Annotated in this window: 20 protein-coding genes; 16 read left to right on the top strand and 4 right to left on the bottom strand. The window is 58.9% G+C overall.

Going from position 1 to position 23,991, the window contains the following annotated elements; genetic code table 11:
• Positions 1–82 precede the first annotated feature (82 nt).
• The 11 genes from ACVWYZ_RS05105 to ACVWYZ_RS05055 all read left to right on the top strand — a co-directional run bounded on the left by ACVWYZ_RS05105 (position 83) and on the right by ACVWYZ_RS05055 (position 10,185).
• On the top strand, positions 83–844 hold the full coding sequence (locus tag ACVWYZ_RS05105; RefSeq protein WP_457466395.1) for a ChaB family protein: 762 nt from the start codon (positions 83–85) through the stop codon (positions 842–844).
• A gap of 153 nt (positions 845–997) precedes the next feature.
• Positions 998–1,933 carry a DnaJ C-terminal domain-containing protein gene (locus ACVWYZ_RS05100; RefSeq protein WP_414419461.1) on the top strand — a complete coding sequence of 312 codons (936 nt, stop codon included), beginning with the start codon at positions 998–1,000 and terminating at the stop codon, positions 1,931–1,933.
• Positions 1,930–2,211 (top strand): chaperone modulator CbpM, encoded by a 282-nt coding sequence (locus ACVWYZ_RS05095; RefSeq protein ID WP_011432385.1) that lies wholly within the window; start codon positions 1,930–1,932, stop codon positions 2,209–2,211. Before ACVWYZ_RS05100 ends, ACVWYZ_RS05095 begins: the two co-directional genes overlap by 4 nt.
• Before the next feature lie 43 nt (positions 2,212–2,254).
• Positions 2,255–3,013, top strand: coding sequence for a PRC-barrel domain-containing protein (locus ACVWYZ_RS05090; protein WP_457466406.1), 759 nt, complete (start codon positions 2,255–2,257; stop codon positions 3,011–3,013).
• 271 nt (positions 3,014–3,284) lie between these two features.
• Positions 3,285–3,710, top strand: coding sequence for a 50S ribosomal protein L21 (gene rplU / locus ACVWYZ_RS05085; protein WP_457466394.1), 426 nt, complete (start codon positions 3,285–3,287; stop codon positions 3,708–3,710).
• Positions 3,711–3,786: 76 nt separating this feature from the next.
• A complete protein-coding gene (gene rpmA, locus ACVWYZ_RS05080; protein WP_011432382.1) occupies positions 3,787–4,056 on the top strand; it encodes a 50S ribosomal protein L27 in 270 nt (89 codons plus the stop codon).
• 243 nt (positions 4,057–4,299) lie between these two features.
• The gene (locus tag ACVWYZ_RS05075; RefSeq protein ID WP_457466393.1) at positions 4,300–5,784 is read left to right on the top strand and encodes a cellulose synthase; all 1,485 of its coding nucleotides are present in this window, start codon (positions 4,300–4,302) and stop codon (positions 5,782–5,784) included.
• Between the two features lie 512 nt (positions 5,785–6,296).
• Entirely contained in the window at positions 6,297–8,108 is a 1,812-nt protein-coding gene (locus ACVWYZ_RS05070; protein WP_457466392.1) for an MBL fold metallo-hydrolase, read from the top strand.
• Positions 8,109–8,162: 54 nt separating this feature from the next.
• Positions 8,163–8,918 (top strand): ABC transporter ATP-binding protein, encoded by a 756-nt coding sequence (locus ACVWYZ_RS05065; RefSeq protein WP_457466405.1) that lies wholly within the window; start codon positions 8,163–8,165, stop codon positions 8,916–8,918.
• Between the two features lie 196 nt (positions 8,919–9,114).
• Complete coding sequence (locus ACVWYZ_RS05060; RefSeq protein ID WP_457466391.1) at positions 9,115–9,690, top strand: TIGR04376 family protein; 576 nt, start codon at positions 9,115–9,117, stop codon at positions 9,688–9,690.
• A 198-nt stretch (positions 9,691–9,888) separates the two neighbouring features.
• A complete protein-coding gene (locus tag ACVWYZ_RS05055; RefSeq protein WP_011432377.1) occupies positions 9,889–10,185 on the top strand; it encodes a PipX family protein in 297 nt (98 codons plus the stop codon).
• A 67-nt stretch (positions 10,186–10,252) separates the two neighbouring features.
• Here ACVWYZ_RS05055 and pheS read toward each other — a convergent pair whose 3' ends face one another.
• Together pheS and nrdJ are read right to left on the bottom strand one after the other, a co-directional pair.
• The gene (gene pheS / locus ACVWYZ_RS05050) at positions 10,253–11,254 is read right to left on the bottom strand and encodes a phenylalanine--tRNA ligase subunit alpha (RefSeq protein WP_457466390.1); all 1,002 of its coding nucleotides are present in this window, start codon (positions 11,252–11,254) and stop codon (positions 10,253–10,255) included.
• Positions 11,255–11,382: 128 nt separating this feature from the next.
• Positions 11,383–14,769, bottom strand: coding sequence for a ribonucleoside-triphosphate reductase, adenosylcobalamin-dependent (gene nrdJ / locus ACVWYZ_RS05045; protein WP_457466404.1), 3,387 nt, complete (start codon positions 14,767–14,769; stop codon positions 11,383–11,385).
• Positions 14,770–15,186: 417 nt separating this feature from the next.
• On the opposite strand from nrdJ, the gene ACVWYZ_RS05040 reads away from it, so the two are divergent.
• From ACVWYZ_RS05040 to ACVWYZ_RS05025, 4 genes are all read left to right on the top strand, one after another.
• The gene (locus ACVWYZ_RS05040) at positions 15,187–16,401 is read left to right on the top strand and encodes a site-2 protease family protein (protein ID WP_457466389.1); all 1,215 of its coding nucleotides are present in this window, start codon (positions 15,187–15,189) and stop codon (positions 16,399–16,401) included.
• A gap of 194 nt (positions 16,402–16,595) precedes the next feature.
• Positions 16,596–17,900, top strand: coding sequence for a M16 family metallopeptidase (locus ACVWYZ_RS05035; protein ID WP_457466388.1), 1,305 nt, complete (start codon positions 16,596–16,598; stop codon positions 17,898–17,900).
• 60 nt (positions 17,901–17,960) lie between these two features.
• Positions 17,961–19,271 (top strand): M16 family metallopeptidase, encoded by a 1,311-nt coding sequence (locus tag ACVWYZ_RS05030; RefSeq protein ID WP_457466387.1) that lies wholly within the window; start codon positions 17,961–17,963, stop codon positions 19,269–19,271.
• A gap of 312 nt (positions 19,272–19,583) precedes the next feature.
• Positions 19,584–20,690 carry an o-succinylbenzoate synthase gene (locus ACVWYZ_RS05025; RefSeq protein ID WP_457466386.1) on the top strand — a complete coding sequence of 369 codons (1,107 nt, stop codon included), beginning with the start codon at positions 19,584–19,586 and terminating at the stop codon, positions 20,688–20,690.
• Here the strand turns inward: ACVWYZ_RS05025 and prfB are convergent.
• A protein-coding gene (gene prfB, locus ACVWYZ_RS05020) for a peptide chain release factor 2 (protein WP_414355612.1) occupies positions 20,687–21,815 on the bottom strand; the annotation gives its coding sequence in 2 pieces (ribosomal slippage) (positions 20,687–21,742 and positions 21,744–21,815; 1,128 coding nt in all). The genes ACVWYZ_RS05025 and prfB overlap by 4 nt on opposite strands.
• Positions 21,816–22,137: 322 nt before the next feature.
• Here prfB and ACVWYZ_RS05015 point away from each other — a divergent pair.
• The gene (locus tag ACVWYZ_RS05015) at positions 22,138–22,539 is read left to right on the top strand and encodes a DUF4359 domain-containing protein (RefSeq protein ID WP_457466385.1); all 402 of its coding nucleotides are present in this window, start codon (positions 22,138–22,140) and stop codon (positions 22,537–22,539) included.
• Positions 22,540–22,591: 52 nt separating this feature from the next.
• On the opposite strand, the gene ACVWYZ_RS05010 is transcribed toward ACVWYZ_RS05015, so the two are convergent.
• Positions 22,592–23,713: a methyl-accepting chemotaxis protein gene (locus tag ACVWYZ_RS05010; protein WP_457466384.1), complete on the bottom strand. Its 1,122-nt coding sequence runs from the start codon at positions 23,711–23,713 to the stop codon at positions 22,592–22,594.
• Between the last annotated feature and the right edge of the window lie 278 nt (positions 23,714–23,991).

The raw sequence follows: 23,991 nt of genomic DNA, 5'->3' as shown, positions 1-23,991 counted from the left end.
GAGAGTAGTAAGACGAGAGTAGTAGCAGGGAAAAGGTTAAAAAACCTGCCTTGGCACTGTAAAACTCAGCAGGAGATTGCGTATGAGCGCTTTTGCCCAAGCTCCCAAAAAGTGTGTTTCCGCCGCCTTCAAAGAAGAGGGCAAGCTGCAAGAGTGTATCCAGCGGCTTTTGAACCGTGGCATTCCCAACGATCGCATCTCCATTATTGGCCGCAACTTTCAAACCGAAGCCAAAATTACCGGGTTTATCACCCGCAAAGAGGTGGTTCTGGACGGTCTGACCAATGGGGCCATCTATGGATCCCTGTTCGGATCCCTGCTGGGGCTGCTCACTGGCGTGGGGGTGCTGTTCATTCCCTTTTTGGGGGCAGTGGTGGCCGCTGGGCCTCTGGGAGCCGCTTTGTTGGGGGCAACGGGCGGCGCTTTGTACGGAGCACTGGGAGCGGGCCTGGGATCCGCCCTGATTGCCTTGGGTATGCCGCAGGAGAAAGCCGCCATCTACCAAACCCGGATACAGGCGGGCGAGTTCTTGTTGGTGGTGCAAGTACCGGAAGAGAAGTCGGGCGAAATTTACTTGCTGCTGCAGAGTGCTGGCGGAGAGGAAGTTTCCATTGCCGACTTGAACTTGCCCGGTGAGCCAGAGGGAGACTTAACCCCAGAGAGCATCTCGCCGGAAATCCGCGCTGACCTCTCGGAAGAAGCGCAGCAAACCTTTGTGGAAGCCTACAACCAAGCCAAACAAGAGAGCAATAACTCCACCCATGCACTCCTCAAAGCTTGGGAAAAGGTCAAGCAAATTTTCACACGAGATGAGAAAGGGATCTTCTCCAAACGCAAGCCCTAGCCCAAAAAGTTTCCGAAGTAGCGAGAGCACAGTAAAGCGCCATCTCGCCGCTCTGCCTGTACGTGTTCTGGGTCTGCTCCAATTTTTTAGCTGCAACCTTATATCCTGAGAATAGCCCGAAAAACTCTAACCTAACCTTGCAGGGGTGAGCCTATGGCTGCGAGTGACTTCAAGGATTACTACAAGATCCTGGGCGTCAGCAGAGATGCCTCTGCCGAGGAAATCAAGCGCGTCTATCGCAAGCTGGCCCGCCAGTATCACCCCGATGTCAACCCTGGGAATAAGGCGGCAGAGGAGCGCTTTAAGGAGATCAACGAAGCCTACGAGGTGCTCTCAGATCCGGAAAAGCGGCGGCGCTACGACCAGTTTGGGCAGTACTGGCAGCGGGTGGGTACTGGTTCTGCTGCTGGAATGCCGGGCATGGAGGGCTTCGCCCAATACGCCAGCTTCGAGGAGTTTATCAACGAGCTGTTGGGCCGTATGGGATCCCGCCGCAGCGGGTTCCAGGGCTTCGCCGGCGGCTTTGGGCCGTTTGTCTCGGTGGATCTGCCGGGGCAGGATGTGGAGGGCACTCTGGGTCTCAGCTGGGCAGAAGCTTTCCACGGCACCCAGAAACGGCTGAACCTGGATGGAGAAACGCTAACCATCCGCATTCCCCCCGGTGCTAAGCCGGGCAGTCGCATCCGCGTCAAGGGCAAAGGCCAGGTCAGCCCCTTTGGAGGGCCAAGAGGGGATCTCTACCTCACCCTGGAGCTGCCCCCCCACCCCTTCTTCCGCTTTGACGGGGACAACCTGCTCTGCGAGCTGCCCATTACTCCTGACGAGGCGGCTTTGGGAGGGACGGCGGAAGTTCCCACCCCTACGGGTCGCGTGCAACTGAGGATCCCTGCCGGGGTAGACAGCGGCCAAACCCTGCGGCTGCGCGGCCAAGGCTGGCGGGATCCCCAAGGCCAGCGGAGCGACCTGCTGGTGCGGCTGAAGGTGGTGGCACCCAAATCCCTTTCCCAGACCGAGCGGGATCTCTACGAAAAGCTGCGCCAAAGCCGTAGCTGGGATCCCCGCGCCCACTTGCAGGAGGTGAATCTATGAGCTTGGCGATTGTGCGGGTGGAAGAACGGCTCTATACCTTTGAGCAGGCCACGGAACTGTTGGGGATCCCTCCCCACCTGCTGGAATGGCTGCTGGCCCAAGGCTTAGTGGAGGCCGAGAGCAGCTACCTGACCCCCCAACAGCTCAGGCGGTTGTTGCAAATGAGCCGCCTACACCGAGACTTAGGCCTCAACTGGACGGGGGCGGCGATGGTCTTGGACATGGCTCAGGAAATTGCCCGGCTCAGGGGGCAACTGCGCCATTACCGCGGATTTTGAGGCTGCCCAGCTAACCCATCAAGGAGATAACTCGATGAACCCTATGGAACAGATCATCCGACGTAGCCAAGTGGTGGGCTTGCTGGCCCTCGATGGCAGCACTGCTACCGCCTTGGGCACTGTAGAAGAAGTCTGGGTTGACCCAACGGGGCGGGTATGCTACTTCACCAGCCAGCAGGGATACACCCCCCTGGAGCAGATTTCTCTCATCGGGCCAGACGCGCTGCTGACCTACTCTACCGTTTTTGCTACCCCCCTCACCCCTCTCAGCTCTCTTTACCGTCGCACAGTGCGCATTGGGAATCGAGAGGTCGGCTGGATTGAGGATTTTCTCTTTGACTGGGAGACTGGAGCGATTGCCGCTTATATTCTGGGTGGCAGCATTGCCGAGCCTTGGGGGGGGCGGGCTGTTCTCCTGCCTGAGGACGTGGAAGCCATTGATGTGGACGCGGTGGTGGTTAAGGAGGATGCTCCGCAACGGCTGAAATCGGAAGCGGAAGGCTTAAAGAACTTTTGGAGCGAAAAATCTCGGCAGGTGAAACAGCTTATCCAGCGCATGGGGGATCGCCTCAAGGCGTTGGTTGGCCCACAGGATCCGCCCGAGGTGGTGCGCGTTAAGGTGAAGCAGGTGCGGGACGAGCTGGCCAAAGGGGGCAAGTTCGATCTCTCCCTACTGGACGAGGCGGCAGAGTTTCTGCAACACAAGTGGGAAACCTGGCAACATCGCCTCAGCCGCGCCGCTCAGCGCATGCAGGCTGCCCTTCAGGCTGCTTGGGAGAAGCTGACGAATAGCAAAGAATGACTCTGCAACCTCTGGCCTGCGGTCGCTACAGATGCTGCGAAGTTGATTCTTAACTCCCCTCTCCCTCTAAGGGGGCTGGGGGTGAGGGTCAGCAGCAGGGGGATTCCGTCCCACTGCGCCGTCGGAACTGTTGCAAACCCGTTGGAAATGGCCACCCTCGCCCAACTCTAGCTGACAGATGGCGGCCTTTTCCGCTAAGATTTGGGATCGCTGTCAATGCTCGGATCAGGTTTCAAGACCCCCGCAGGGCACCTGTACGGCAGGGAGAAAGATGACTTACGCAATTGTGGAAACCGGCGGTAAGCAGCTTTGGGTGGAGCCGGGGCGTTTTTACGAGGTCGATCGCCTGGCGGAAGTGGAGGAGAACAGCCCCTTCGATTTGTCTCGTGTGCTGTTGATCAACCACGAGGGACAAATCACATTGGGGCATCCCTACGTTTCGGAGGCGGTCGTCAGGGCACGGGTTTTACAGCATCGGCGCGGCGATAAAATCATCGTCTACAAGATGAGGCCAAAGAAAAAGACCCGCAAAAAGAGAGGCCATCGGCAACCGCTGACCCGTCTGCTGATCGAGTCTATTGAACTCAATGGGGTGCCCCTAGCCACGGCACCATCCCGTGCGGAATCGGCTCCAGAGTCTAACCCAGAGGCAGCCCCTTCGGCAGCGGCGACAGGGATCCCTGCGGATGAGGAATAAACTCTGAACTCAGGTGTCCTGAATCCCGATTTTTTTATCTCGTTTCTGTTGATCACGCAGTTGCATAGGAGGCGTTATGGCTCATAAGAAGGGAACGGGCAGCACTCGCAACGGTCGAGATTCCAATGCCAAGCGGCTGGGGGTGAAGCGCTATGGGGGCGAGCTGGTGCATCCCGGCCACATTCTGGTCAGGCAGCGGGGCACCAAGTTTCACCCAGGGGTGAACGTGCGCATCGGCGGCGACGACACCTTGTATTCTGTGGTCACCGGCATTGTGACTTTTGAGCGCTATGGCAAGTGGCGGCAAAAGGTGAGTGTCTACCCAGCTGAGGTGGCTGCCCAGTAGGGAAAGGCCCAGCTTTGAAACTGCCTGGGAGAGTTTCTTCCGCAAGAGAAGATTCTCGCTTCTGTCGACCAAGCTGCTTGCCGGGCTGAAAACTGTCTGCTCCAGAGCAGACAGGGTTTTGCTGTTGCTGATTCCTGAATTTCTCCGGTCTTGCAGGTTGGGGCCAGCCGGAAGAGGAGAGGAGCTAGGGATCCCTGCCCCTTCGAGGGCGAAAATGGCAAAAGCACGGAAGGCAGAAAGCTGATGCGGGTGTATTTGTTTCGCTGGGCAGGGTTGCTTCACCTCATTGCCGGGGTGATGTACCTCTACTGGCGACTGACAGCCGGGTTGATGGATTTGGGATCCCTTTTGTTTTGGGGGGCAGAGCTGTATGTTTGGCTGGCGGCGGTGGGCTTTACCCTCAGCCGCTATCCCCAAGTGCCGAGAGAGACGATCCCATCCCCAGAGGTCCTGCGGCGGTCGTTTTTCCAGTTACCGCGAGTGGATGTACTGGTGCTGCGCCAGTGGGATTCCGTAGAGGCAACCCGGCAGACGGTGCTCTCGGCTCTGCACCTCGACTACCCTTGGGAGCGGTTGTTTGTCCACATTGTGGATCGGGTAGAGGATGAGGAGATGGCCAAGGCGGCCCGGGCCATTCCCTGCGAATACTGGGCCTGCCCTAGCCCCACAGCCGACCCCCTGGCTTATGCAATGGGATCCCCTCATATCCAAGGGGAGTATCTCCTCCTAGTACAGCCGGGCCATTTTCTCGAGCGGGACTTCCTGTGGCAGACCTTGCCCCACTTTTACGACTCGCCGGAGCGGGCTCCAATTGTCAACCGAACTGGCTTTGTGCAGGCAATGCTGCGCACCCTAGGCCAGCCCAGAGCCGTTCACCCACTGCAGCAGCTCTTGGCGGTGGGATCCCAGGGCTACCAGGCGGCACCCCTGTTGGGTTCTGGCTGTCTCATCCGGCGCAAGGCTTTGGAAGGGATCCCGCGGATCGACATTCGTCGCCCTGTGCAGTTGGGGTGTCAGATGCACTGCCGCGGCTGGCAGTCTCAATTGGTTCGCCAAACCCAGGTTACGGGTGTTTTGTTGCCCTTGCGCAACCGCCGCGTTGCTTTGCTGGCTTTGTTTTCGGCCTTGAGGGAAAATCCCTTCTGGGGCAAGCCGACCACACAGCAGCAGCGCTTTCAATACCTGTGGCTGGCCCTCTGGGCTGCCGGTGGGATGGCGGAGCTGGTCTACTTGGCGGTGCCGATGGTCTTTCTCTGCACGGGGTGGATGCCAGTGCCGGCCTTTGACCGGGTCTTCTTCGCGTGGTTTTTGCCTTATGCTCTCCTAGGGCGCATCAGTTGGCTCTTGGCCTTTCCCCCGCATTTGTGGGGGGCAGCTTGGCAGTCGGAACGGCAGACGGGCAGCCAGTTTTTTCAGTCCATCCAGGCGCTGGTGCAAAGTCTGCAGGGAGTGCCCCCCTATCCCGAGCAGCCTTCCCAGCTCTCCTTGGGGCCTCAGGCTCTGGCTATTGTGCTGACTTTTCTGGCTATGGGGGTGGGATCCCTGCGTTCTGCCGGCAGTTGGGATCCCTCTTGGCCTGAGCTGCTGTTTGGCTTGGTCTGGGCCTTCTACAACCTGATGATCCTGACGGTGCGCCCCGACGATCACGATTTTGCCGGCCTTGCCCTGCTCAACAACCGCACCGCCGAGTGGGCAGAGGAGAATTACGGTCATCTGGATTCAAACTAAGGCACTGCGCTCACACCTGAAACATGGGTCGCGTCTTCGCGTCAGCGTTGCGGAGCAATAACGTTGCGGAGCAATAATGCACCGGGTCAGAAGGTTTTTCTCAGTAGTCCGGGTGTCTCACCCCAGACTGAAGCGACTGTAAGGGCTTCGCACCGCTGGCACGAGCGGAGATTCTTAGGGGTGCAGAGCCAAGACAGCCCGCGTCCAAACTGACGATCTGCTCCTGAGCTGGCAACCCTCTCCGGAACCTGGCTGTTGGGATTCTATCTCTCTGCTATGTGGAAAGGGTTGGATGGCAAAAGCTATGCTGGAATCTAGATTGGTATCTTAGCTTGACCTAGAATCGGGACTCATTAGGACTGTAGAGACCCAGAACATAAAACGACGCCGAGTTGATTTGCTAGAAAAGAGAGTGCGTTAGTAAGCGCTGGGGGGAGTCCCTGTCTGAGTTCCCAACCGTTTTTTCAGGCTTTAAGTGGTCTTGTAGGCTTGTAGGTAAAAACGACGCAACTGTGGAGTCAGAGAGACCGCCCCTGCGACTGCTACCCCTGGGTACGGATCCCCGTCAACAGGGCTGTGCCTATTGGGTGGAGATCGGATGCCACCGCTTGCTTCTCGATTGTGGGTTGCCCGCTCCTGCTCTCTTTAAGGCTCTGCCAGGGATCCCGGATGCGGTGATCTGCAGCCATGCCCATTTCGACCATGTGCAGGGGCTGCCTGCCTTTCATCGCCGTTATCCTCAGGTACCTCTCTACGCCACGCCGGTGACCGCCCATTTGGCCGCTGGTCTGTGGGAGCGCGGTATTTGGCCGGGCTACGACCGGGACATTCGCTTTCCCCCCTTTCGGGCGCTGCCTTTGGGCCGGGCGCGAGAGATTTTGCCCCATCTGATGCTCACTTTCTTTGCGGCTGGGCATCTGCCAGGGGCGGCGGCGACCCTGCTGCAAAATACCCAAACCTCTCCGGCCCAAACCTGTGTGTACACGGGCGACTGTTCGCTGGCCTCAACTCGCTTTGCCCCCGGCTTGGATCTCGCCGCTTTGCGTCACTGGCAGCCGGATGTGCTGCTTATGGAAGCCTCGCTGGGATCCACCCGTCATCCGGCCCGTCGTCACCTGGAAAATCGCCTGGTGGAGCGGTTGCTCAGCGCCCTGGAAGCGGGGCAAACGGTGCTGTTTCCCCTGCCGGTGCTGGGGTTGGGGCAGGAGCTGATCTTTCTCCTCAAAGCCCACCATCGCTTTACCCAGTCTCCCCAAGCGCTGTCTGCGAAAGCGTCGCGCGGCGATAAGGTGTGGGTGGCGCCAGGGTTGGCGGCAGGCTGCGATCTCTATGAGCGTTTGCTTCCCTACCTGCCGGAGGCGGTGCGCAATTTCGCCACCTATCAGCCTTTGTTCTGGGAAGACCGCCTACACCCCCAGGTGCAGCCCCTTACCGAGGCGGATCCTCTGCCCCAAGGCTTGCTGCTGTGCGATGCCGATGCTGGGCCTGAGGCTTGGGATCCCATCTGGTCGAGATTGCTGGCCCAACCGCAGCGCTCCTGTCTGCTGGTGCGGCTGCCAGAGGTGGAACTGGCTACCCCGTTTGAGCGTTGGCCGGCGCCGCTGCGCTCCCGCATTGCCGTTGAATGGATAACCTGGCACAGCCACAACGATGTCGGGCATCTCACCCAGATCATCCACACCTTTCGCCCCCAGCATTTGGTCTTGGTTCACGCCGACCCCAAGCAGGCTCAGGATCTGGCGGATCTGCCGGAGCTGTGCAATCGCTACCATGTCCACTGCCCTCAGCCTGGGCATTGGCTGGAGTTGCCCGATGGGCACCTACAAACCCCAGTTAGGCTCGCGGAGCTGAAGGCCGGTTCCCCCGCCGAGATCAGGGATCCCCCTTTGCGCTATGAGGGGGAGGTGGAAGAAGTTTGGCAGGAGCAGGGGTCGCCGCGGACTTTGGCGGGGGTACAGGTGCGTCTGCCGCCCCAGATCACCCAGGATCCCCGTTGGCCGGCCTGGGCCGATACCGGCTTAGTGGAAGCCCGCTGGCAGGGATCCGAACTGGTGCTGCGCGGCCTTTCTCCACGGGAGCTGATCCGCCCGGCAGAGGCTGCTCCCTCTCCAGCAGGGATCGTGCCGCGTCCAAAACAGCCTTCTGTATCCAGTCATCACGGTGGCAAAAAGTGCCAAAATTGTCGCTTTGCCCGCCAGATCTTGACTTCCCAAGCCCAAGCCTTTCGCTGCGATCAGGAACGCTCTCCCCTCTACCGCCTCAGGGTGGATCCCCAGGGGAGCTGCCCCTACCATCAGCCGCAGGAGATCCGCTCTTCCGGTTAGCCGTCAAGCCAGGGAAGCCCAAAGGCTAGAATGGGGCAAGTCGCGGTGCCAACCATGCTTGAGCAAGATTCCTGGGCAAATCATCGCCGTGGGCCGGTCGGATCCCTGGAGCGCCCAGCCGAGGCCTTGGCTGCGGCCAGCCCGCCCGTAGTGCAGATGGTTGGGGTGAACAAAGTCTATCCACTGCCGGAGGGCAGTTTTCAGGCCCTCTACGATATCGACTTGGCGATCCAGCCGGGAGAGTATTGCGCCATTATGGGGCCCTCTGGATCCGGCAAATCCACGTTGATGAACCTCATCGGCTGTTTGGATCGGCCCAGCTCAGGGCGCTACTGGCTGGATGGGGTGGAAGTTTCCACGCTGACCGATCGCGACTTGGCCCACATTCGCAACCAGAAAATTGGCTTTGTCTTCCAGCAGTTCCATCTCCTGCCCGTCCTGACGGCGCTGGAGAACGTCATGCTGCCCTTGGCCTATGCTGGGATCCCGGAGCCGGAGCAACGCCAGCGGGCCAAGCAAGCCCTAGAACAGGTGGGCTTGGGGAGCAAGCTGCATCAGCGCCCGGCCCAACTCTCCGGCGGCCAACAGCAGCGGGTGGCGATTGCTCGTGCCATTGTCAACCGACCCCAACTGTTGCTGGCTGATGAGCCGACTGGGGCTCTGGATAGCCATACTGGCCAGGAAGTGCTGAACCTTTTTGCGGAGCTCCACCGGCAGGGCATCACCCTGGTCGTGGTCACCCATGACCTTGAAGTAGCCCAGGCCGCCCAGCGCATTATCCGGGTTGGGGATGGCCGTTTGCTGGATTGAGAGGGATCCGCCTGGGGGCAGTTGGGTTCAGGAGAGTTCCCAGTTGCGGTGAACTGGCGTGCCGGATGGATCCCTGGCCTCACTTTGGGTGAAGGTCGAAGGGAATGTCTTAAACGGGCATGGGATAACCCTATCTAGGATGGCCCAGCTTGGGCTACTCTAAACGCAACTGAGGGCTTGGGAAGAGGATCCGTCCATGAAACTGATCGAAGATATCATCCGGTTTTTGGAAACCCGCCTGGAAGAATTTCTCAGGGCCCACCCTGAGATCGAGCTGCAAGCCCTCGATGAGCAGTTGCGCCAGCAGGAATCCGATACCCTGCGGTTGTTGCAGGAAAGCCGCGCCCAAGAGGAAGCTCTCCAAAAAAGCATTCTCAACTTGGCTGAGGAGATCAAAACCTGGCACTTTCGCATTGAGAAGGCGCAGCGGGCCAATCGCCCCGATCTAGCCGAAGGAGCGCGACGCCGGGAAGCTGAGCTGTTGGAGAGGGGCAGCCAGCTATGGAGTCAAATGAAGGCCCAAAAGGAGAAAATCCAACAAATGGAAGCGCTGCTGCCGCAAATTCGCCAGCGCCGCCAAGAAGTGAAGGCTAAGCTGCAGGAGGTAAGAGCCGCGCAAGCCAAAGGCATCGACAACCCGGACCGGAATTTCAGCCCTTGGGGAAAACCTTTCGAGGCTTGGGATGAATTGGAAGAGCAATTTCGTCAGCTAGAGGTGGAAAACGAATTGAATGACACGAAGAGGAAGGTGCAGGAACAGCAGCGGCGATAACGGCCTGACCCATGTCTAAAAACTTTGTTAATTTGCTAATGTTGAATCCAGTCGCAACGGCCAAAATCGAGCTGGGCGGAACTTGTGATTCAAACCCTCGGTCTCAAGAGCCATAGCCACATCATTTCCAGAACTTTCTCTGGCACCGACCGGGAAGAAAAGTCTCTCCTCTCCCCCAAGAGTGATACGCTATTGGGCATGAATGAGTTGTATCTGAATCACCCCACATTTGGTCTGCTCTACAGCCTGTGTCAGGTCGACGAAAATCAGGCTCTCTTCACCACTCTCTACGCCCAAAGGCTCTTTTTTCGGGTTTACTTCAGGCCGCCGGATAACAGCGGGGATCCTGCTGCCATGGAGGAGTTGGTCTTCGATCCGATTAGCCGTAATGAGGCTCGCCAGCTCATCGAAGAGCAAATGCGCCTGCTGCGCCGTGCTGCCCGCCAAGATGAGCTAGAACAATTGCAGTTGATCTACAAGCAAACCTTTTCCTGAAAGAGGGTTTTCTGAAGGTCTTGCAGGGCTCAGGACGAGGGTTTTGTTCCTCAGATAAGATAGCCACCTAAAACTGAGACAGAAAGCGCAGGTCGCTGGTATAAAACAGGCGGATATCCTGAATGCCGTGGAGGAGCATGGCCATCCGCTCAATGCCGATCCCTGCCGCAAATCCGGTGTAGCGCTCCGGGTCGTAGCCCACCGCTTGAAATACATTGGGATCCACCATGCCGCAGCCGAAGATTTCCAGCCATTTCGAGCCAAAGCGCACGTCCATCTCAGCAGAAGGCTCGGTAAAGGGAAAATAGCTGGGCCGAAAGCGGGTTTCTCGCTTGCCCAATAGGCGGGTGATGAAAGTGTTGAGGGTGCCCTTCAGGTCGGAAAAGGTGAGGTTCTCGCCCACCGCCAAAATTTCCATCTGGTGAAACACAGCGGAGTGGGTGGCATCCACGGTATCGCGGCGCATCACCCGACCGGCATGCACAATGCGCAGCGGCGGCTGGTGTTGCTCCATGTAGCGCACTTGAACCGAGGAGGTTTGGGTACGCATCAGATAGCCGTCGGCCAGGTAGAGGGTATCCTGCATATCCCGCGCCGGATGGTCGGCAGGGGTGTTGAGGGCCTCGAAGTTGTAGTACTCCGTCTCGATCTCCGGCCCATGCACCACGGTGTAGCCCATGCCCACAAAGATATCGAGCATGCGGTCGATGGTGGCCTGCAGCGGATGGATCCGCCCCAGAGGCCGACGGGGCCCGGGCATGGTGACATCTAGGCGCTCTGCTTCTAGGCGGGCCAGCAGTTGAGCTTCGCCAAGGGCCTGTTTGCGCTGCTCCAGGCTGGATTGGAGAGCTTCTTTGAAGGTGTTGGCCAAAGCGCCGATGGCAGGCCGTTCTTCTGGGGGCAACTTCCCCATCCCCCCCAAGATTTTGGAGAGCTTACCTTTCTTGCCCAGGTAGTCGATGCGGATCTGTTCCAGAGCCTCCAGACTGTCAGCTTGTTCCACTTGGGCGAGGGCCTCGCTTTGCAGGGTGAGAAACTGTTGGCGAAGCGTGTCTTTTTCGTCTTGCATGGGGGCAGTTCTAAGGGCAGAAGGGATCCCTGGGGGTTGAGGGAATCCCTATAAAAGTATCACAGGAGGGAGCCTGACTGTGCTTTCCCAGCCAGTGGGGATGGCCAGCAGCGGGGAGAATTTGGGGGTTAGCTCTGAGGCGCCGAATCTGGCAGCAGACACCCCAGAGCGTCACACCCCGCCGGCCCCTCTGCTGCCAAGGTAAAGTTGCGGTCGTAGCGGGCCAGGGCCGCGAAGAAGTTATCTGTCCGCCGTCTCTTTTTGACCTCGGCCACCAGTCGTTCGTAGGTGGGCTTGTCGATTTTCTCAAAAGGCAGGCGGGGGAAGGGGGCATCGAAGCGGGCCAGCAGCGCTGCGCTGATGTAGCCCTCGTCGTCGCGGATGGCTTCGTAGATACGGGATCCCAGAGCTTCCACCTCGTCCTCCCGCAGCTCGATGGTGGCGGAGGTGTTGTGGGTGGTGTAGTACTTCTGAACCTGCATATAGAAGTCAAACTGGGCCAGGGCCGAGAATTGCTCGATCTCGATCTGGCCAGCACCGGGCAGGTTGGCCCATTCTACTTCCACAGGCAGTTCCACCAGCCATTCGGTACAGCGGGGATCAAAGGGGTCGTTGAGCAAGTTCCCGTTTTCATCTTTGTCCGCCTGAGCAGGTACCACCGAGTAGCCATAGTCCAGACAGGCCAGCGCCACCGGGTCATTTTTGGCAAAGGTGATGCGGCGGATGTAGCGTTGGGCTTTGGGCGGGTGCCAGCCGGGAGAGGCGTTGGTGAGCAGCGACTTGGTGCCGGCGGGCTGAACCGTGGTGCAGCGGTTGGGGCGGCGCAGGCTGTGGCGGTCGCAGTAGTCCCAGACCACGCGGTGGACGATCTCCTTCCAGCGGCTGAGGTATTCCCGCTCCTGCTGCTTGAATTCCTTCCCGATGGGGGTATCGGGTCTCCCTTCCTGCCACCAGCGCAGCCATTCAACCCCAAAGGCTTTGACGCAAAAGTCGAACAGGCCTGTGAACGAGACGCCGACGATGGGATCCCATTCCCGCGAGCGCTGAAAGCGGGGTTCCACAAAGCGGTGGTGGAGTAGAGCTGCCACCGTGAGGGCTCCCGCCGTGAAGGCTTCCTCTTGCTCTTGCCGGTTGTGGGGATCCAAACGGTTGAGGTGGATCTCGGCCAAGTTGCAATGGAATGTGTGGCCAATAATCTCGCCACAGTTGTGGACAACAAACCCATTGGCATCAAAGCACGCTGGGCCGGGGACAGTACAGTCATACACCGGCTCTACCCCGTCTGCCTCAAGGGCAGCAACCGTCACAGCAAACCGCTCTCGGTTGAGCTGGCGCTTGTAGCCATTCAGCAGTGCCTCTAGCTTTTGGGCTTTGTGCGGTTCCCGAAAGCCGACCCATTCCTGGAACAGATGCAAGTTGTCGTTGGCAATAACCAATTCGTGCTGGGCTTTGCAAGCGTATGGTGCAGGTTGGCGAGCACTGTTCGGCAGCAGGCGATATCCAGCAGGACGGCGATTCTCATACAAAACTGCAATGATGCCCAGCCGCGCCAGCATGCGCTGAACCGCTTTGAGGGTACCCAGATGGCTTTGAGAGAGCCGCACGCTAACCCCTTTCTCCTGATTACCTTGCACGCTGCCATCCGCATCAAAGAGCCCGCACAAGAAGCCTCGATGAAACTGGAAGCTGGTGGCTTCGAGCGCCTCTGTCATCTGCTTTTGTCCGGGCCTCATGCCGAACTGGGCCGCCAGTTTTGCCAACCCCCTGGAGCCGATAACCCGCAACCCAAGCTGCGCATAGTGATATGCCTCTGGCTGGCGGGGCTCGTAACCCACTGCCGTTTGCAAAAGCTGAATCGCATACTGGCTCATTTCGGCTTGGGTATCTTGCCAATAGCGTAATAAAGCCGTGTCGTTCCACGGGGTTGCCGTAAGGCTACCGTCACCCAGCAAATTCCCCAAAAGCCAGCCTTCTTCCCAGGTACCCGCCCCATCCCACGGGGTGAGATCGCGATGGTTGTGCAGCAGGATGCGGTCGCCCGGTTGTAGGCTTTCTGCCGGTACCCACTCGGTGTATTGTGCCTTTTGGGTTTGAGCGGTGACTTTGAGAACCCGATGGTTGCCTGTCAGCCGCAGAGAGAACCCTTCCTTGGTCAAAAGCTTCAGCACAGGCTTGGTACCGGAGTAGAAGAACCCCTCCGGTGTGGTACTGAATAGTTCTCCATTGACATAGGTGCTGTGCTGCTTCCCAATCAGGTCTCTCACCTGGCGCGGCCCATCGCCCGTGTGCACCCAGGTATCGGCTGTCACGCAGGGATTCAGCCCATAGCGCCACAGGCGATCCTGAAGTTCCTCTTCCCCTAGGGAGGGATCCCGTCCCTTTAGCCATTCTCGGGCCGTTCCTGCCTCATAGGCTTTGAGAAAGTCGGGTTTTAGGTCGGGTGGGATAAGGTCGCAATTGGCCCGTGCTACGGCTTCCCCGGCCCACTGGATGGCCCCCTCGCCTGAGTAAAACTGCTTCCGCACGGCCTCAACACATTCTTCCCGCGTTGGCTTGCGGTGAAACACCCGCGTGTGGTTGGCCATGCGCAGGGCATCTCGCTCGGGGTCAATTCTCCAGTTGCCGTTTTCGTCCTGCTGCCACAAGTTGTCTTTGGCGGTGGATCCCAGCTGGTCGTCGGCAGCAAACTGACGAATGCCAGCGCTACGACGAATGTTTCCCGCCACCACCACCACCGCCGCCTCGTCAATGAGCAGGCAGCATTCCACGGAGTTCAACTGCCGCCCTACTGCCCTGTTGAGGATGGCGGCACAGCGCTCGTACAAGCCGGGCAGCTTAATGGGGTTGGCCACGCCCCCAAATCCCTTCAGCCTCTCGCCGGCAGGGCGGATATCGCTCAGATCTACCGTCACGTCCACCTGACCGCCAAAGCCGGGATCCGAGGCCAGCTCCAGCAGTGCTTGGTAGGACTCCACCCAGCCGCGGCGACTGTCCCCCACCTGGATGTGCACCTGGGATCCCTGCCAGTGGATGCGGGTGTGTTCCTGCCGCTCTTCGGGAGGGGTGGCGCCGATGGATCCCTTGACGTGAACCTGAAGGCGGTTGAGGATGGGAGGCAAGCGGTTGATGAATTGGGGTTCCAGCACCGCTCCTGTGCCGCAGCCCATCATGGCCAAATCCATCATCAGGCCAAAAGCCTGCCAGTCCACCACGGTGGTGCTGGTGCAGTTGTAGGCGCCGGAGAAGTTTTCCGGCTTCTGGATCCAGTCGGTGCCCATCACCCACAAGGCTCGACCGGAGATCAACGCCTTCAACTGCCGCTGCAGACGTTCTACCAACTGCCGCTCCTGAGGGGTGAAGCGCCCCAACCGGGCAATATCGGCCAAGGTGCGATCGCAAACCTCGCTCCAAGTCTCGCGGCTGCCATCTGGGCGGCGACGGCTGTAGGTGCGGTAGAACACCGGGCTGGCCGCCGGGGCTGTGGCCGGAAACTCGCCTGGAGGCGCGGCTCCCATCGTCTGGGCGGGATCAAGTCCCTGTACTTCTTCGCTCTGTTCGCCTGAGTGGGACGAAGTCCACACCATAGCTACACCTCTTCTGCAAAGCTCCCCTGCTAAAGCTCGGTCGTTCCAACTTTTGAGTGCTGGTTGGCCCCGCCGACCCAACGCCCAACCACGTTATCACAATCTTCAGGGATCCGGTGTTGTAGGTAGTGTTGTGCTCTGAGAAGATCTGCTCTGAGAAGATCTTTAAGAGCCTCTAGGGATAGGGCAGGCCCGCTGTCTGCCGGGGGAGCCGCAAGGGAACGGAAGGCCCGGCAGAAGGGCTACAGTGGAGGAGAGGGATCCCAAGTTAAGGGGCTGCTTGTCGTCTTCAACGGCACCTTCCTGGGCCTTCTCCCCAGTGAGAGCTGTGTAAGGAGTTGTATCGTCATGACCAGTCGCCTGCGCATCGGTAGCTTGTGGGGGATCCCCTTTTTCATCGACTACACCTGGTTCCCGGCGGCCCTCCTGCTGGTGCTCTCCTACGGGGTGTTGACGGCGATGGGGTTGTTTCTTTCTCTGCTGGCCCATGAGTTGGCCCACAGCTTGGTGGCCCGCGCCTATGGGGTACGGGTTAACTCGATAACCCTATTTATTTTTGGGGGTATGGCGGCGATTGAGCGGGAAGTTCCCCGCCCCCTTGGGGCTTTTTGCGTGGCGGTGGCAGGCCCTCTCCTCAGCTTGGGTCTGTTTGTTTTCTTCAGCGTGGCCCGGGCTTGGGCTGTGCCGGAGTCGATGCTGGCCTCAACCCTCACCAGCTTGGCTGCCATCAACCTGACGATTGCCCTGTTTAACCTGCTGCCGGGCCTGCCTCTGGATGGGGGGCAAATGCTCAAGGCGGCCATCTGGGGTTGGACAGGGGATCGGCAAAAGGGTATGCTGTGGGCGGCCCGAGCCGGCCAGGGGGTGGGCTGGGGTTTGGTGGGGCTAGGTCTGCTGGTGGTATTTTGGGGGAGCCTCAACGGCCTCTGGGTGGGGTTGATCGGCCTGTTTATTTTGAACACCGCCCGCCGCTACAGCCAGTACGCGCAACTGCAGCAGGTGCTGGCCCGCCTGAAAGCTGCAGATGTGATGACCCGCCAGTTTCGGGTTTTGGACGCGAACATGAGCCTGCGGGAGTTTGTGGATCGCTATCTGGTGCCTTCTTCTCTCAGGCCGGAAGCCCCAACTCAGCCAGCGGAGGTTTATTTTGCCGAGGAAGATGGCCGTTACCGCGGGTTGGTCAGGCCAGAACTGCTCAACGACATCGAGCGCAGCCAGTGGGATCGCCTCACCCTGAAAGCCATTCTCAAGCCGATGGAGCAACTGCAGGGGGTACGAGAAGAGACCCCCATTCCCCAGGTAATTCAGATGATGCGCCAGGCAGAACCCCGCCGCATTTTGGTTTTCACGCCCACCGGCGCCATTGCTGGCTTGATCGACCGGGGGGATGTGGTGGCCATGGCTGCCCGGCAGTTGGGGGTCGTGCTGCCCCAAGAGGTGGTGCAGCGGGTGCGCGATAGCGAAGAATGGCCCCCTGGATTTCAGGTGGAGGACAATCTGGCCGGAGAGGGATCCCCCAGTCTGGCTTGGCAGGGATCCCCGGATTTCCATCAAGAGCCTTAGTTGGGGAGATGGGTGGACAGGGGGCGGCCCAAGGCGCCTAGGTTCTTCCTCTTCCACAAAAGGTTCCCCAAAAGGGGCGGAGCGTTTTGCCTCCGCAAGCCGGGGAGAGAAGACCAAGAAAAGTAGTCTCAGATACTATTTCCGGGAGACCCTCTCCATCTACAATTAAGACTGTTCTCCATCAGTTAAGAATTTTGAACCGCTCTCCTCGTCTTTTGCCCGCCTACACCCACCGACTGAGCAACGGGTTAGGCGTTATCCTTCATCCCATCCCTATTGCCGATTCTGTAACCGTTGATGTCTGGGTACGGACAGGCGGACGCCATGAGCCGCCGGAGTGGCTGGGCCTATCCCATTTTTTGGAACACATGGTGTTTAAGGGCAGCGAGCGGCTGGCCCCTGGTGAGCTGGATTGGGCCGTGGAAGGACGGGGCGGAGTTACCAATGCTGCCACCGGCCAAGACTACACCCATTACTACATTACGGTGGCTGCTGCCGACCTGGCGGATACCCTGCCCTACTTGGCAGAGGTGGTTTTGCGGGCCGGGATCCCGGATCCAGAGTTTGAGCGGGAGCGGCAGGTGGTTCTGGAGGAAATTCGCCGCGCCGCCGACAACCCGGACTACACGGCCTATCAGCTTTTGATGCAGACCGCCTATGGGGAGCATCCCTATGGACGACCGGTGTTGGGCACACCGGAAAGCTTGATGCAACTGACCCCTGAGGTGATGCGCGCTTACCACCGCGCTTGGTATCGGCCTGAATCCATGACGGTGGTGGTGACGGGTGGCATCGATCCCGAGCGGGCGTTGGCCTTGGTGGAGGAGCAGTTTGGCAGCTCTGCTGCTGGGCCAGCACCGGCCAGCCCCCCCATCCCGCCCCAGCCTCGTCCCCAAGGGATCCTGCGCCGGGAGAGCGACCATGCCCGCTTGGAGCAAGCCCGCCTGAAGTTGGCCTGGCCTACTGTTGGCATTGACGATTGGCAGCAAGCCTGTGGCCTGGAGATGTTGGCTTCTCTGCTGGGAGATGGCCGTACTTCGCGGCTGGTGCATCTGCTGCGGGAACAGCGGGGCTGGGTGAGGGCCATTGGCTGTTCTTCGCTGGTGTTGAAGGAGGGGGGACTGTTTTGTATCGGCGCTCAGCTGGAGCCGAAGGATGTGGCGCGGGTGGAGGCGACGATCCTGCACGAGATTGAAAAGCTGCAGCAGGATGGCATTGGCCAAGCAGAGTTGGATCGCACCCGGCGTATGCTCATCCATGAGTTTCTGTTCTCCGCCGAGTCCCCCAGCCAATTGGCGGGCATCTATGGCTACTACGAGACGCTGGGCGGGGTGCAACGCATTCAAGAGTACCTGGAGCTGGTGCAATCCTTTACTCCGGCTCAGATCCGGGAGTTGGCTCAGCAGTACTTGTCTCCGGAGGCTTATGTAGTCACCGTTCTCAAGCCGACTGCCCTCGATCCAGCAATGGCCTCGGAGCTGCAACTGGCCTGTCGGTGAGCGCTGCCTCGACGCTCTGGACTCTTGACTTTCGGATTTTGGACGGGATCCCTTGCCTGCATGAACTCTGCTCTGCTTGCCACCCAACGTGGCCGTTTACAGCGCGTCCTTTTGGTCAATGGCATCACGCTGTTGCTGGGCCAGAACCCAACGGTGGAGATCTTGGCTGCCCACTGTTTTTTCCGCGGTGGCAGCCGGGCAGAGCAACCGCAACAGGCGGGGGTGAGCCACTTGATGGCGGCTGTCCTCACCAAAGGCACGCATCGGCGCAACTCCCAGGCCATTGCTGCTGGGGTGGAATCGCTGGGGGCCTCGCTATCGGTGGACAGCTCTGCCGACTCTTTCGAGGTGAGCCTGCGCTGTGTGGCTGCCGATTTCCCGGAGCTGCTGGATTTGCTGGCGGAGATATTACGGGATCCCAGTTTTCCTGAAGAGGAGGTGGCGCGAGAGCAGGGGTTGATGCTGCAAGCCATTCGCGCCCAGCAGGAACGGCCTTTCAGCCTGGCTTTCGATCAGGTGCGACAGGCCCTCTATGGGGATCATCCCTACGCCCTGCCGGGGTTGGGACGGCTGGAGACGGTGGGATCCCTGACCCGCGAGGATTTGGTGGCCTATCACGCGGCCTACTGTCGTCCCAATGGAATGGTGATGGTGGTGATCGGCCCAGAGCCGCCGGAGCAAATGGCTGCCCAGGTGGAAGCGGCTTTGGGGGACTGGGTTGTTCCCGGCCCCTCTCCAGAGGATCGGGATGTTCCCCTACCCCCTCTGAGGGATCCCCAACTGCTGAGGTTGCCCCAGCCCACTCAGCAGACGACGATCTTGATCGGGTTTCGCGGATCCCCTGCTGCTTCTGCGGATTATCCGGCCCTGAAGTTGCTGGCCACCTACTTGGGGAGCGGTCTGTCCAGCCGTCTGTTCGTGGAACTGCGGGAGCGCTGTGGCCTGGCCTATGAGGTCTCGGCTTTTTTTGCCACCCGTCGGGATCCCGCCCCTTTTGGGGTTTACATGGGCACTGCGGCAGAGAATACTCAGGTGGCCCTGGAGCGCCTACAAGCAGAAATCCACCGTCTGCAGGCCAATCCCCTCGATCCGGCGGAGGTGGAAATGGCGCAGCGCAAACTTCTGGGCCAATACGCCCTCAGCAAACAAACCAATGCCCAGGTGGCCCAACTGGTGGGCTGGTACGAGATTTTGGGCTTGGGCATGGAGTTTGACCAGCAGTATTTGCAGAGGGTCAGGCAACTCACCCCAGAGCAGCTCCATCAAGCCGCAAAAACCTACCTGACCAACTCGGCCATTGCTCTGGTGGGGCCGGAAGCTGCCTTGGCAGAAGTTGAGCCGGTGTTTTATGGTCGTTTCGATTCAAACTAGGACACTGCACCCACACCTAAAACGTTGGTTGCGTCGTCGCGTCAGCGTTGCGGAGCAATAATGCATAATGCATTGTGCCAGAAGGCTTTTTTCAGTAGCCCAGGTGTCTCACCCTGACCTGAAGTGACCAGAACTTTGGATTGAGGTCATTATTATAAATAAATACTATTATAAAAATATTATTATGAGCCATTATGAGTCAATCTCAGGGTGTTAAAGAAAGCGACGGGGATCGTTTTTGATCTGAAGAGCAGACCTCTGAGAAAGCCGGAGTTTTTCCCTTCTTTATCTATCTATCCTGCTTGGTTTTTTGTGGTTGGTAGGCACAGTAGATCACCCGCAGGGGATACCCAGAAAGAGGAGTCTGCACCGCTCAGGCGGCTGGAAGAGCGGTTTTCCTTTGCGTTTTGCTCCTATCGGCGTCCCTTTCGGCGGCCCCTGCGTACCCACCACGGACTGTGGTCCGTGCGCGAAGGGATCCTGATCCGGCTTACAGATCGGGAGACAGGCTGTCAAGGATATGGGGAAATTGCTCCCATCCCTTGGTTTGGCAGCGAAACCCTGGAGCAGGCTCTGGAGTTTTGTCGGCAGTTGCCCCCTCTTTTGTCGGAGGCGCATATTTTGGGGATCCCAGAAGCACTGCCAACCTGCCGGTTTGGGTTTGAATGCGCTTGGCTGGCCTGTCGGGATCCCGATGGGTTGAATAGGGATCTCTCTTTGCTCTCTTTCTGTGAACTTTTGGGGGAGACCATCCCGTCGGGAGCCTACAAGGACTCCGTCCCGCTGACGCGAGCGGTGTACAAGCTCAAGGTGGGGAGGGATCCCATGCAGCAGGAGTTGGAGAAGCTGGAGCAATGGCTGGAGCGGTTGCCGCCGGGATCCCGTCTGCGTTTGGATGCCAATGGGGGACTAGGGCTTGCGGAGGCCCACCGGTGGCTGGCCGTTTGTGATCGGCTTAACCAGGACTCGCCGGGCAAGATCGAGTTTTTGGAGCAGCCTCTGCCGCCGAATCAGCACTCCCATCTGGTGGAGCTCAGCCGCCAGTACCAGACCCCCATTGCTTTGGATGAATCGGTGGCCTGTTTGGAACAGTTGCAAGCCGTCCATCGCTCAGGATGGACAGGGATCCTGGTGGTGAAGCCATCTTTGGTGGGCTCCTGTATCGCGCTGCGGGAGTATCTCAGCCGACATCCCGGCCTGGATCTGGTTTTTTCTTCTGCGCTGGAGACTGCCATCGGCGCTTGGCATGGACTGGCCTGGGCGGGATCCCTGCAGGAGAAGACGGCTTGCCCCAGAGCTGTGGGGTGGGGGGTAGGGGGGGTCTTTCCAGAAGGGGATCCCGTTCAGCTCCAAATGGCCTCACCGGAGGAGCGGCTTGCTCTGATGCAGGCAGTGTGGGAGCGCTGGAGCCGACTCTAAACGGCAGCGGCTTGCTTGGCATTTTCCTGCCGCAAGTAGGCTTGAATAAAGTGCATCAGCTCGCTCGGCTCACCGTTCATAAAGGCCTCGACATTGTAGGTTTCGGCGTTGGTGCGGTGATCTTTGATCAACTTGTAAGGATCGAAGGTGTAGGTGCGAATACGCCCCCCAAAGCCCTGAGTCACCATCTCGCCGCGAATCTCGGCCAGCTTTTGTCTGCGTTTTTCTTCTTCCATCTCGATCAGCTTGGCCTTCAAGATCTGGATGGCCCGCTCTTTGTTTTGCAGTTGGGAGCGCTCTTCGGTACAGCGCACAGCAATGCCGGTGGGCTTGTGGATCACCCGCACTGCTGTTTCCACTTTGTTCACGTTTTGGCCACCTGCTCCACCCGAGCGGGAGGTCTCGAACTCCAGATCTTCCATCTTCAGCTCATACTCGCTTTCCTCTTCCAGGATCGGCATCACCTCTACGCCGGCGAAGCTGGTTTGCCGTTTGCCGTTGGCGTTGAAGGGGCTGATGCGCTCCATCCGGTGGTTACCCTTCTCGGCAGAGAGATAACCATAGGCGTAGGGGCCTTCGATCAGCAGGGTGGCGGACTTGATGCCGGCTTCGGCACCTTCGGAGTATTCCGAGAGGCTGACCTTGTAGCCCTGGTTTTCGGCCCAGCGGGTGTACATTTTCAGGAGCATTTCCGCCCAGTCCTGGGCGTCGGTTCCCCCTGCGCCGGCGGTGATGGTGAGGATGGCACCGTTTTTGTCGTAGGGGCCGGAGAGCAGTTGCTGTAGCTCCCACTGGCCCAACTCCCGCTCCACCACTGCCAGGGATCCCGCTGTCTCGGCTAAGAGTTCTGGATCGGGCTCTTCTTGGAGCAGCTCAAGGGCGCTGACGGCATCTTCTAGGCGATCCTTCCAGCGATGCACCTGATCCCAGGAGGCTTTGAGGCTGTTGAGCTGCTGCATGTGGCGGCGGGCTGCCTCTACATCATTCCAAAACTGGGGCTGGGAGGCTTCCTGCTCTAGGATGGCGATCTGTTGCTCCAGGTGAGGCAGGTCAAAGATAGTCCTGAGCGTTGCTCAGGCGTAAGGTGAGCGATTCTAGGGTGCGTCTTAGATCGGCAAGTTCCATAGAGAACATCAAACCATCTGCACATCGGATCCCATCCTATCCTGTGGGCCAGCAACTCAATCAAGGGATATAGCCCTTCTGCGGGCTTGCCGGAACACTGTTGCCGTGCAGCGCCGGTGAACCGGGTTCCTAGGAGTCCTTTCGGGGTAGAGCGTTTGGCTGTTGATCCCGCGCAGGCGGCTGGCGAAAGGGCTACGGGATCGACGGGTCGGCTTTGGTCGATTGCGTCAGCGGGACAGAACCCTTTGGCTTCTGCCGGAAGATCCCTGTTGAGGTGGCTCAAGCCTGTAGCAGAATGGAAAACCTGGTTTCGGAGGCTGCGATGCTAAAGGTCTTTTCCTTGCTTTCCGGGCTGGTTTTGGCGGGAGGAGTGGCTGCTTTGGCCATCACCAATCCCACCTTAGAAGAGTACAGAACCCATGCAGGGCAACAACTGGCCGCCTACGCTGCGCGAGAATACTGCGCTCAGATCCCGTCTTTCTTGGTCACTTTGATTGAGGAATGTCATGCCCTTGTCCGAGAGCTTCAGCCCGAACTGGAAGCTTTGTTCATGCGCCAAACCCGCCGGCAGAATTTTATCCTCTTCAGCCTCTATACCACCGATTTGTCGTTGCTCAACTTTGGCCCGCTGGGGATTTCCTTGCCCACCTACCACTTTGAAACCCTTGCCGTGGCTGGGCAATTTTATACTTATGAGATTCGAGAGGGGAAAGCTGCCCCCTAGCCACCATGGCAACCTCAGGCTCTCAGGATCCAGAAGAATCTCAAAAGGGAGGCTAGATTTGGGCTCGTTCCAACAGGGTTTGCAGCTCTTCCAGGGCCAACTGGGCCGACTGGGCCTGCTGGTAAAGGGATTGCACTACCTCAGCGCTGCTCTGGGCCGATTGCAGTGTGGATTGGCTCTGGCGCTGGATGCGATCTGCCAAGCTGCGAATGCGGTTGCTGGCTTCAGTGGTTCGCCCGGCCAATTTGCGGATCTCCTGGGCAATGGCTCCAAAGCCACCGGCACCACCGCTGCGGTTGGCCTCTACAGCCGCGTTAAAGGAGAGCAGGCGAATGTATCCTGCCACCTCCACGATCAAATCCACGATGGTGTTGATCTCCTTGAGTTCGCGGGATAGCTCCTGGTTGTTGTCGGCAATTTCCTGGAAGAGGGTGCGCACCGCTTCTACCCCAGCAAAGGTGGCGGCAAAGGTGGATTTGCCTCTCTCAGAGAGCACAGAACTGATTTCAATGATGCGGGCGTTAAGGCGAGCCAACTCCTCGGAGCGCTGTTGGGCCCGGCGACGTTCCATGTCTAAGGCCAGGTTTTGGTTGAGGATCTCGGCTTTTTGCCGCTCCAGATCCCGGGCATACTGGAGGCTGCGGTTTTTTTCCTGCTCCAGCTCTGCCAAGATCCTTTTCATCTCTTCCTGCTGCTCCTGTAGCTTGCGCTGGGTGGCCAGATGCACCTGAGCCTGGGCCACCAACAACACCGGCACATCGAGAAGGCGGTAGTCCTGGGATCCCAGTTGAACCACCACGGGGTCATAGATGGTCTCTTCGGGCCGTTGGAAAGCTCGGTCGGCTGCTTGGATGACATCGCAGTCGCCGGGGAGCAAGAGAAAATCCCGGCTATGGAACTCTACCATGGAGCTGATGGGCCGCTTCAAAAACACATCCAGGCCGTAGGGCTTGCTGAGCATCCACTCCAAAATGGCGCGGCGGGTCAACATTCCCCGCACCTGCGACCGCTCGTCCAGCACGATGACTCCTGAAAGGCTGCTGTCATCTTCCAGGCGGCGCACCACATTCTCGCAAGGGGTGGACTCGTTCACCTGAAACTCCACCAAGGCCAAGTCACGCAGCTTGGTGTTGATCGATAGGGTGGGAGTGGGCGGGTTCGTCAGGGTAGCCATCACAGGGATCCTCGGCACAGGTTGGGTACAGATGGGTTGGAGACTGATGTGTAGAGGAACACAAAAAGTCGGCTCTAGATCGGCCTTCAATGGGGTAATTTGTGCAGAAAATCGACCACCTTCAGTTTGCCCTGGGATCCCACCTTTTGCCCATAAGATTCTGCGGGATTGTACGGAAAGGATGGCCTGGGATCCCTTCTTTGCAGTTTGCGGGGATGGATCCCTTTGGAGCTGAATGTTCTGGGTTGGTATCTTGGATCCCTGATTGATCTGGAGCT

This window comes from Thermostichus sp. MS-CIW-37 (assembly GCF_054060065.1).
Note: the sequence above shows the minus strand (reverse complement) of the source record. Positions and strands in the feature narration are given on the sequence as shown.

Bases quoted from the DNA above. Each gene is read 5' to 3' on its own strand.
- ACVWYZ_RS05055 (WP_011432377.1), top strand. From the start codon at position 9,889: ATGAATGAGTTGTATCTGAATCACCCCACATTTGGTCTGCTCTACAGC.
- ACVWYZ_RS05060 (WP_457466391.1), top strand. From the start codon at position 9,115: ATGAAACTGATCGAAGATATCATCCGGTTTTTGGAAACCCGCCTGGAA.
- ACVWYZ_RS05075 (WP_457466393.1), top strand. From the start codon at position 4,300: ATGCGGGTGTATTTGTTTCGCTGGGCAGGGTTGCTTCACCTCATTGCC.
- pheS (WP_457466390.1), bottom strand. From the start codon at position 11,254: ATGCAAGACGAAAAAGACACGCTTCGCCAACAGTTTCTCACCCTGCAA.
- ACVWYZ_RS05090 (WP_457466406.1), top strand. From the start codon at position 2,255: ATGGAACAGATCATCCGACGTAGCCAAGTGGTGGGCTTGCTGGCCCTC.
- ACVWYZ_RS05065 (WP_457466405.1), top strand. From the start codon at position 8,163: ATGCTTGAGCAAGATTCCTGGGCAAATCATCGCCGTGGGCCGGTCGGA.
- ACVWYZ_RS05040 (WP_457466389.1), top strand. From the start codon at position 15,187: ATGACCAGTCGCCTGCGCATCGGTAGCTTGTGGGGGATCCCCTTTTTC.
- ACVWYZ_RS05105 (WP_457466395.1), top strand. From the start codon at position 83: ATGAGCGCTTTTGCCCAAGCTCCCAAAAAGTGTGTTTCCGCCGCCTTC.
- ACVWYZ_RS05100 (WP_414419461.1), top strand. From the start codon at position 998: ATGGCTGCGAGTGACTTCAAGGATTACTACAAGATCCTGGGCGTCAGC.
- ACVWYZ_RS05015 (WP_457466385.1), top strand. From the start codon at position 22,138: ATGCTAAAGGTCTTTTCCTTGCTTTCCGGGCTGGTTTTGGCGGGAGGA.
- nrdJ (WP_457466404.1), bottom strand. From the start codon at position 14,769: ATGGGAGCCGCGCCTCCAGGCGAGTTTCCGGCCACAGCCCCGGCGGCC.
- ACVWYZ_RS05030 (WP_457466387.1), top strand. From the start codon at position 17,961: ATGAACTCTGCTCTGCTTGCCACCCAACGTGGCCGTTTACAGCGCGTC.
- rplU (WP_457466394.1), top strand. From the start codon at position 3,285: ATGACTTACGCAATTGTGGAAACCGGCGGTAAGCAGCTTTGGGTGGAG.
- ACVWYZ_RS05010 (WP_457466384.1), bottom strand. From the start codon at position 23,713: ATGGCTACCCTGACGAACCCGCCCACTCCCACCCTATCGATCAACACC.
- ACVWYZ_RS05095 (WP_011432385.1), top strand. From the start codon at position 1,930: ATGAGCTTGGCGATTGTGCGGGTGGAAGAACGGCTCTATACCTTTGAG.
- rpmA (WP_011432382.1), top strand. From the start codon at position 3,787: ATGGCTCATAAGAAGGGAACGGGCAGCACTCGCAACGGTCGAGATTCC.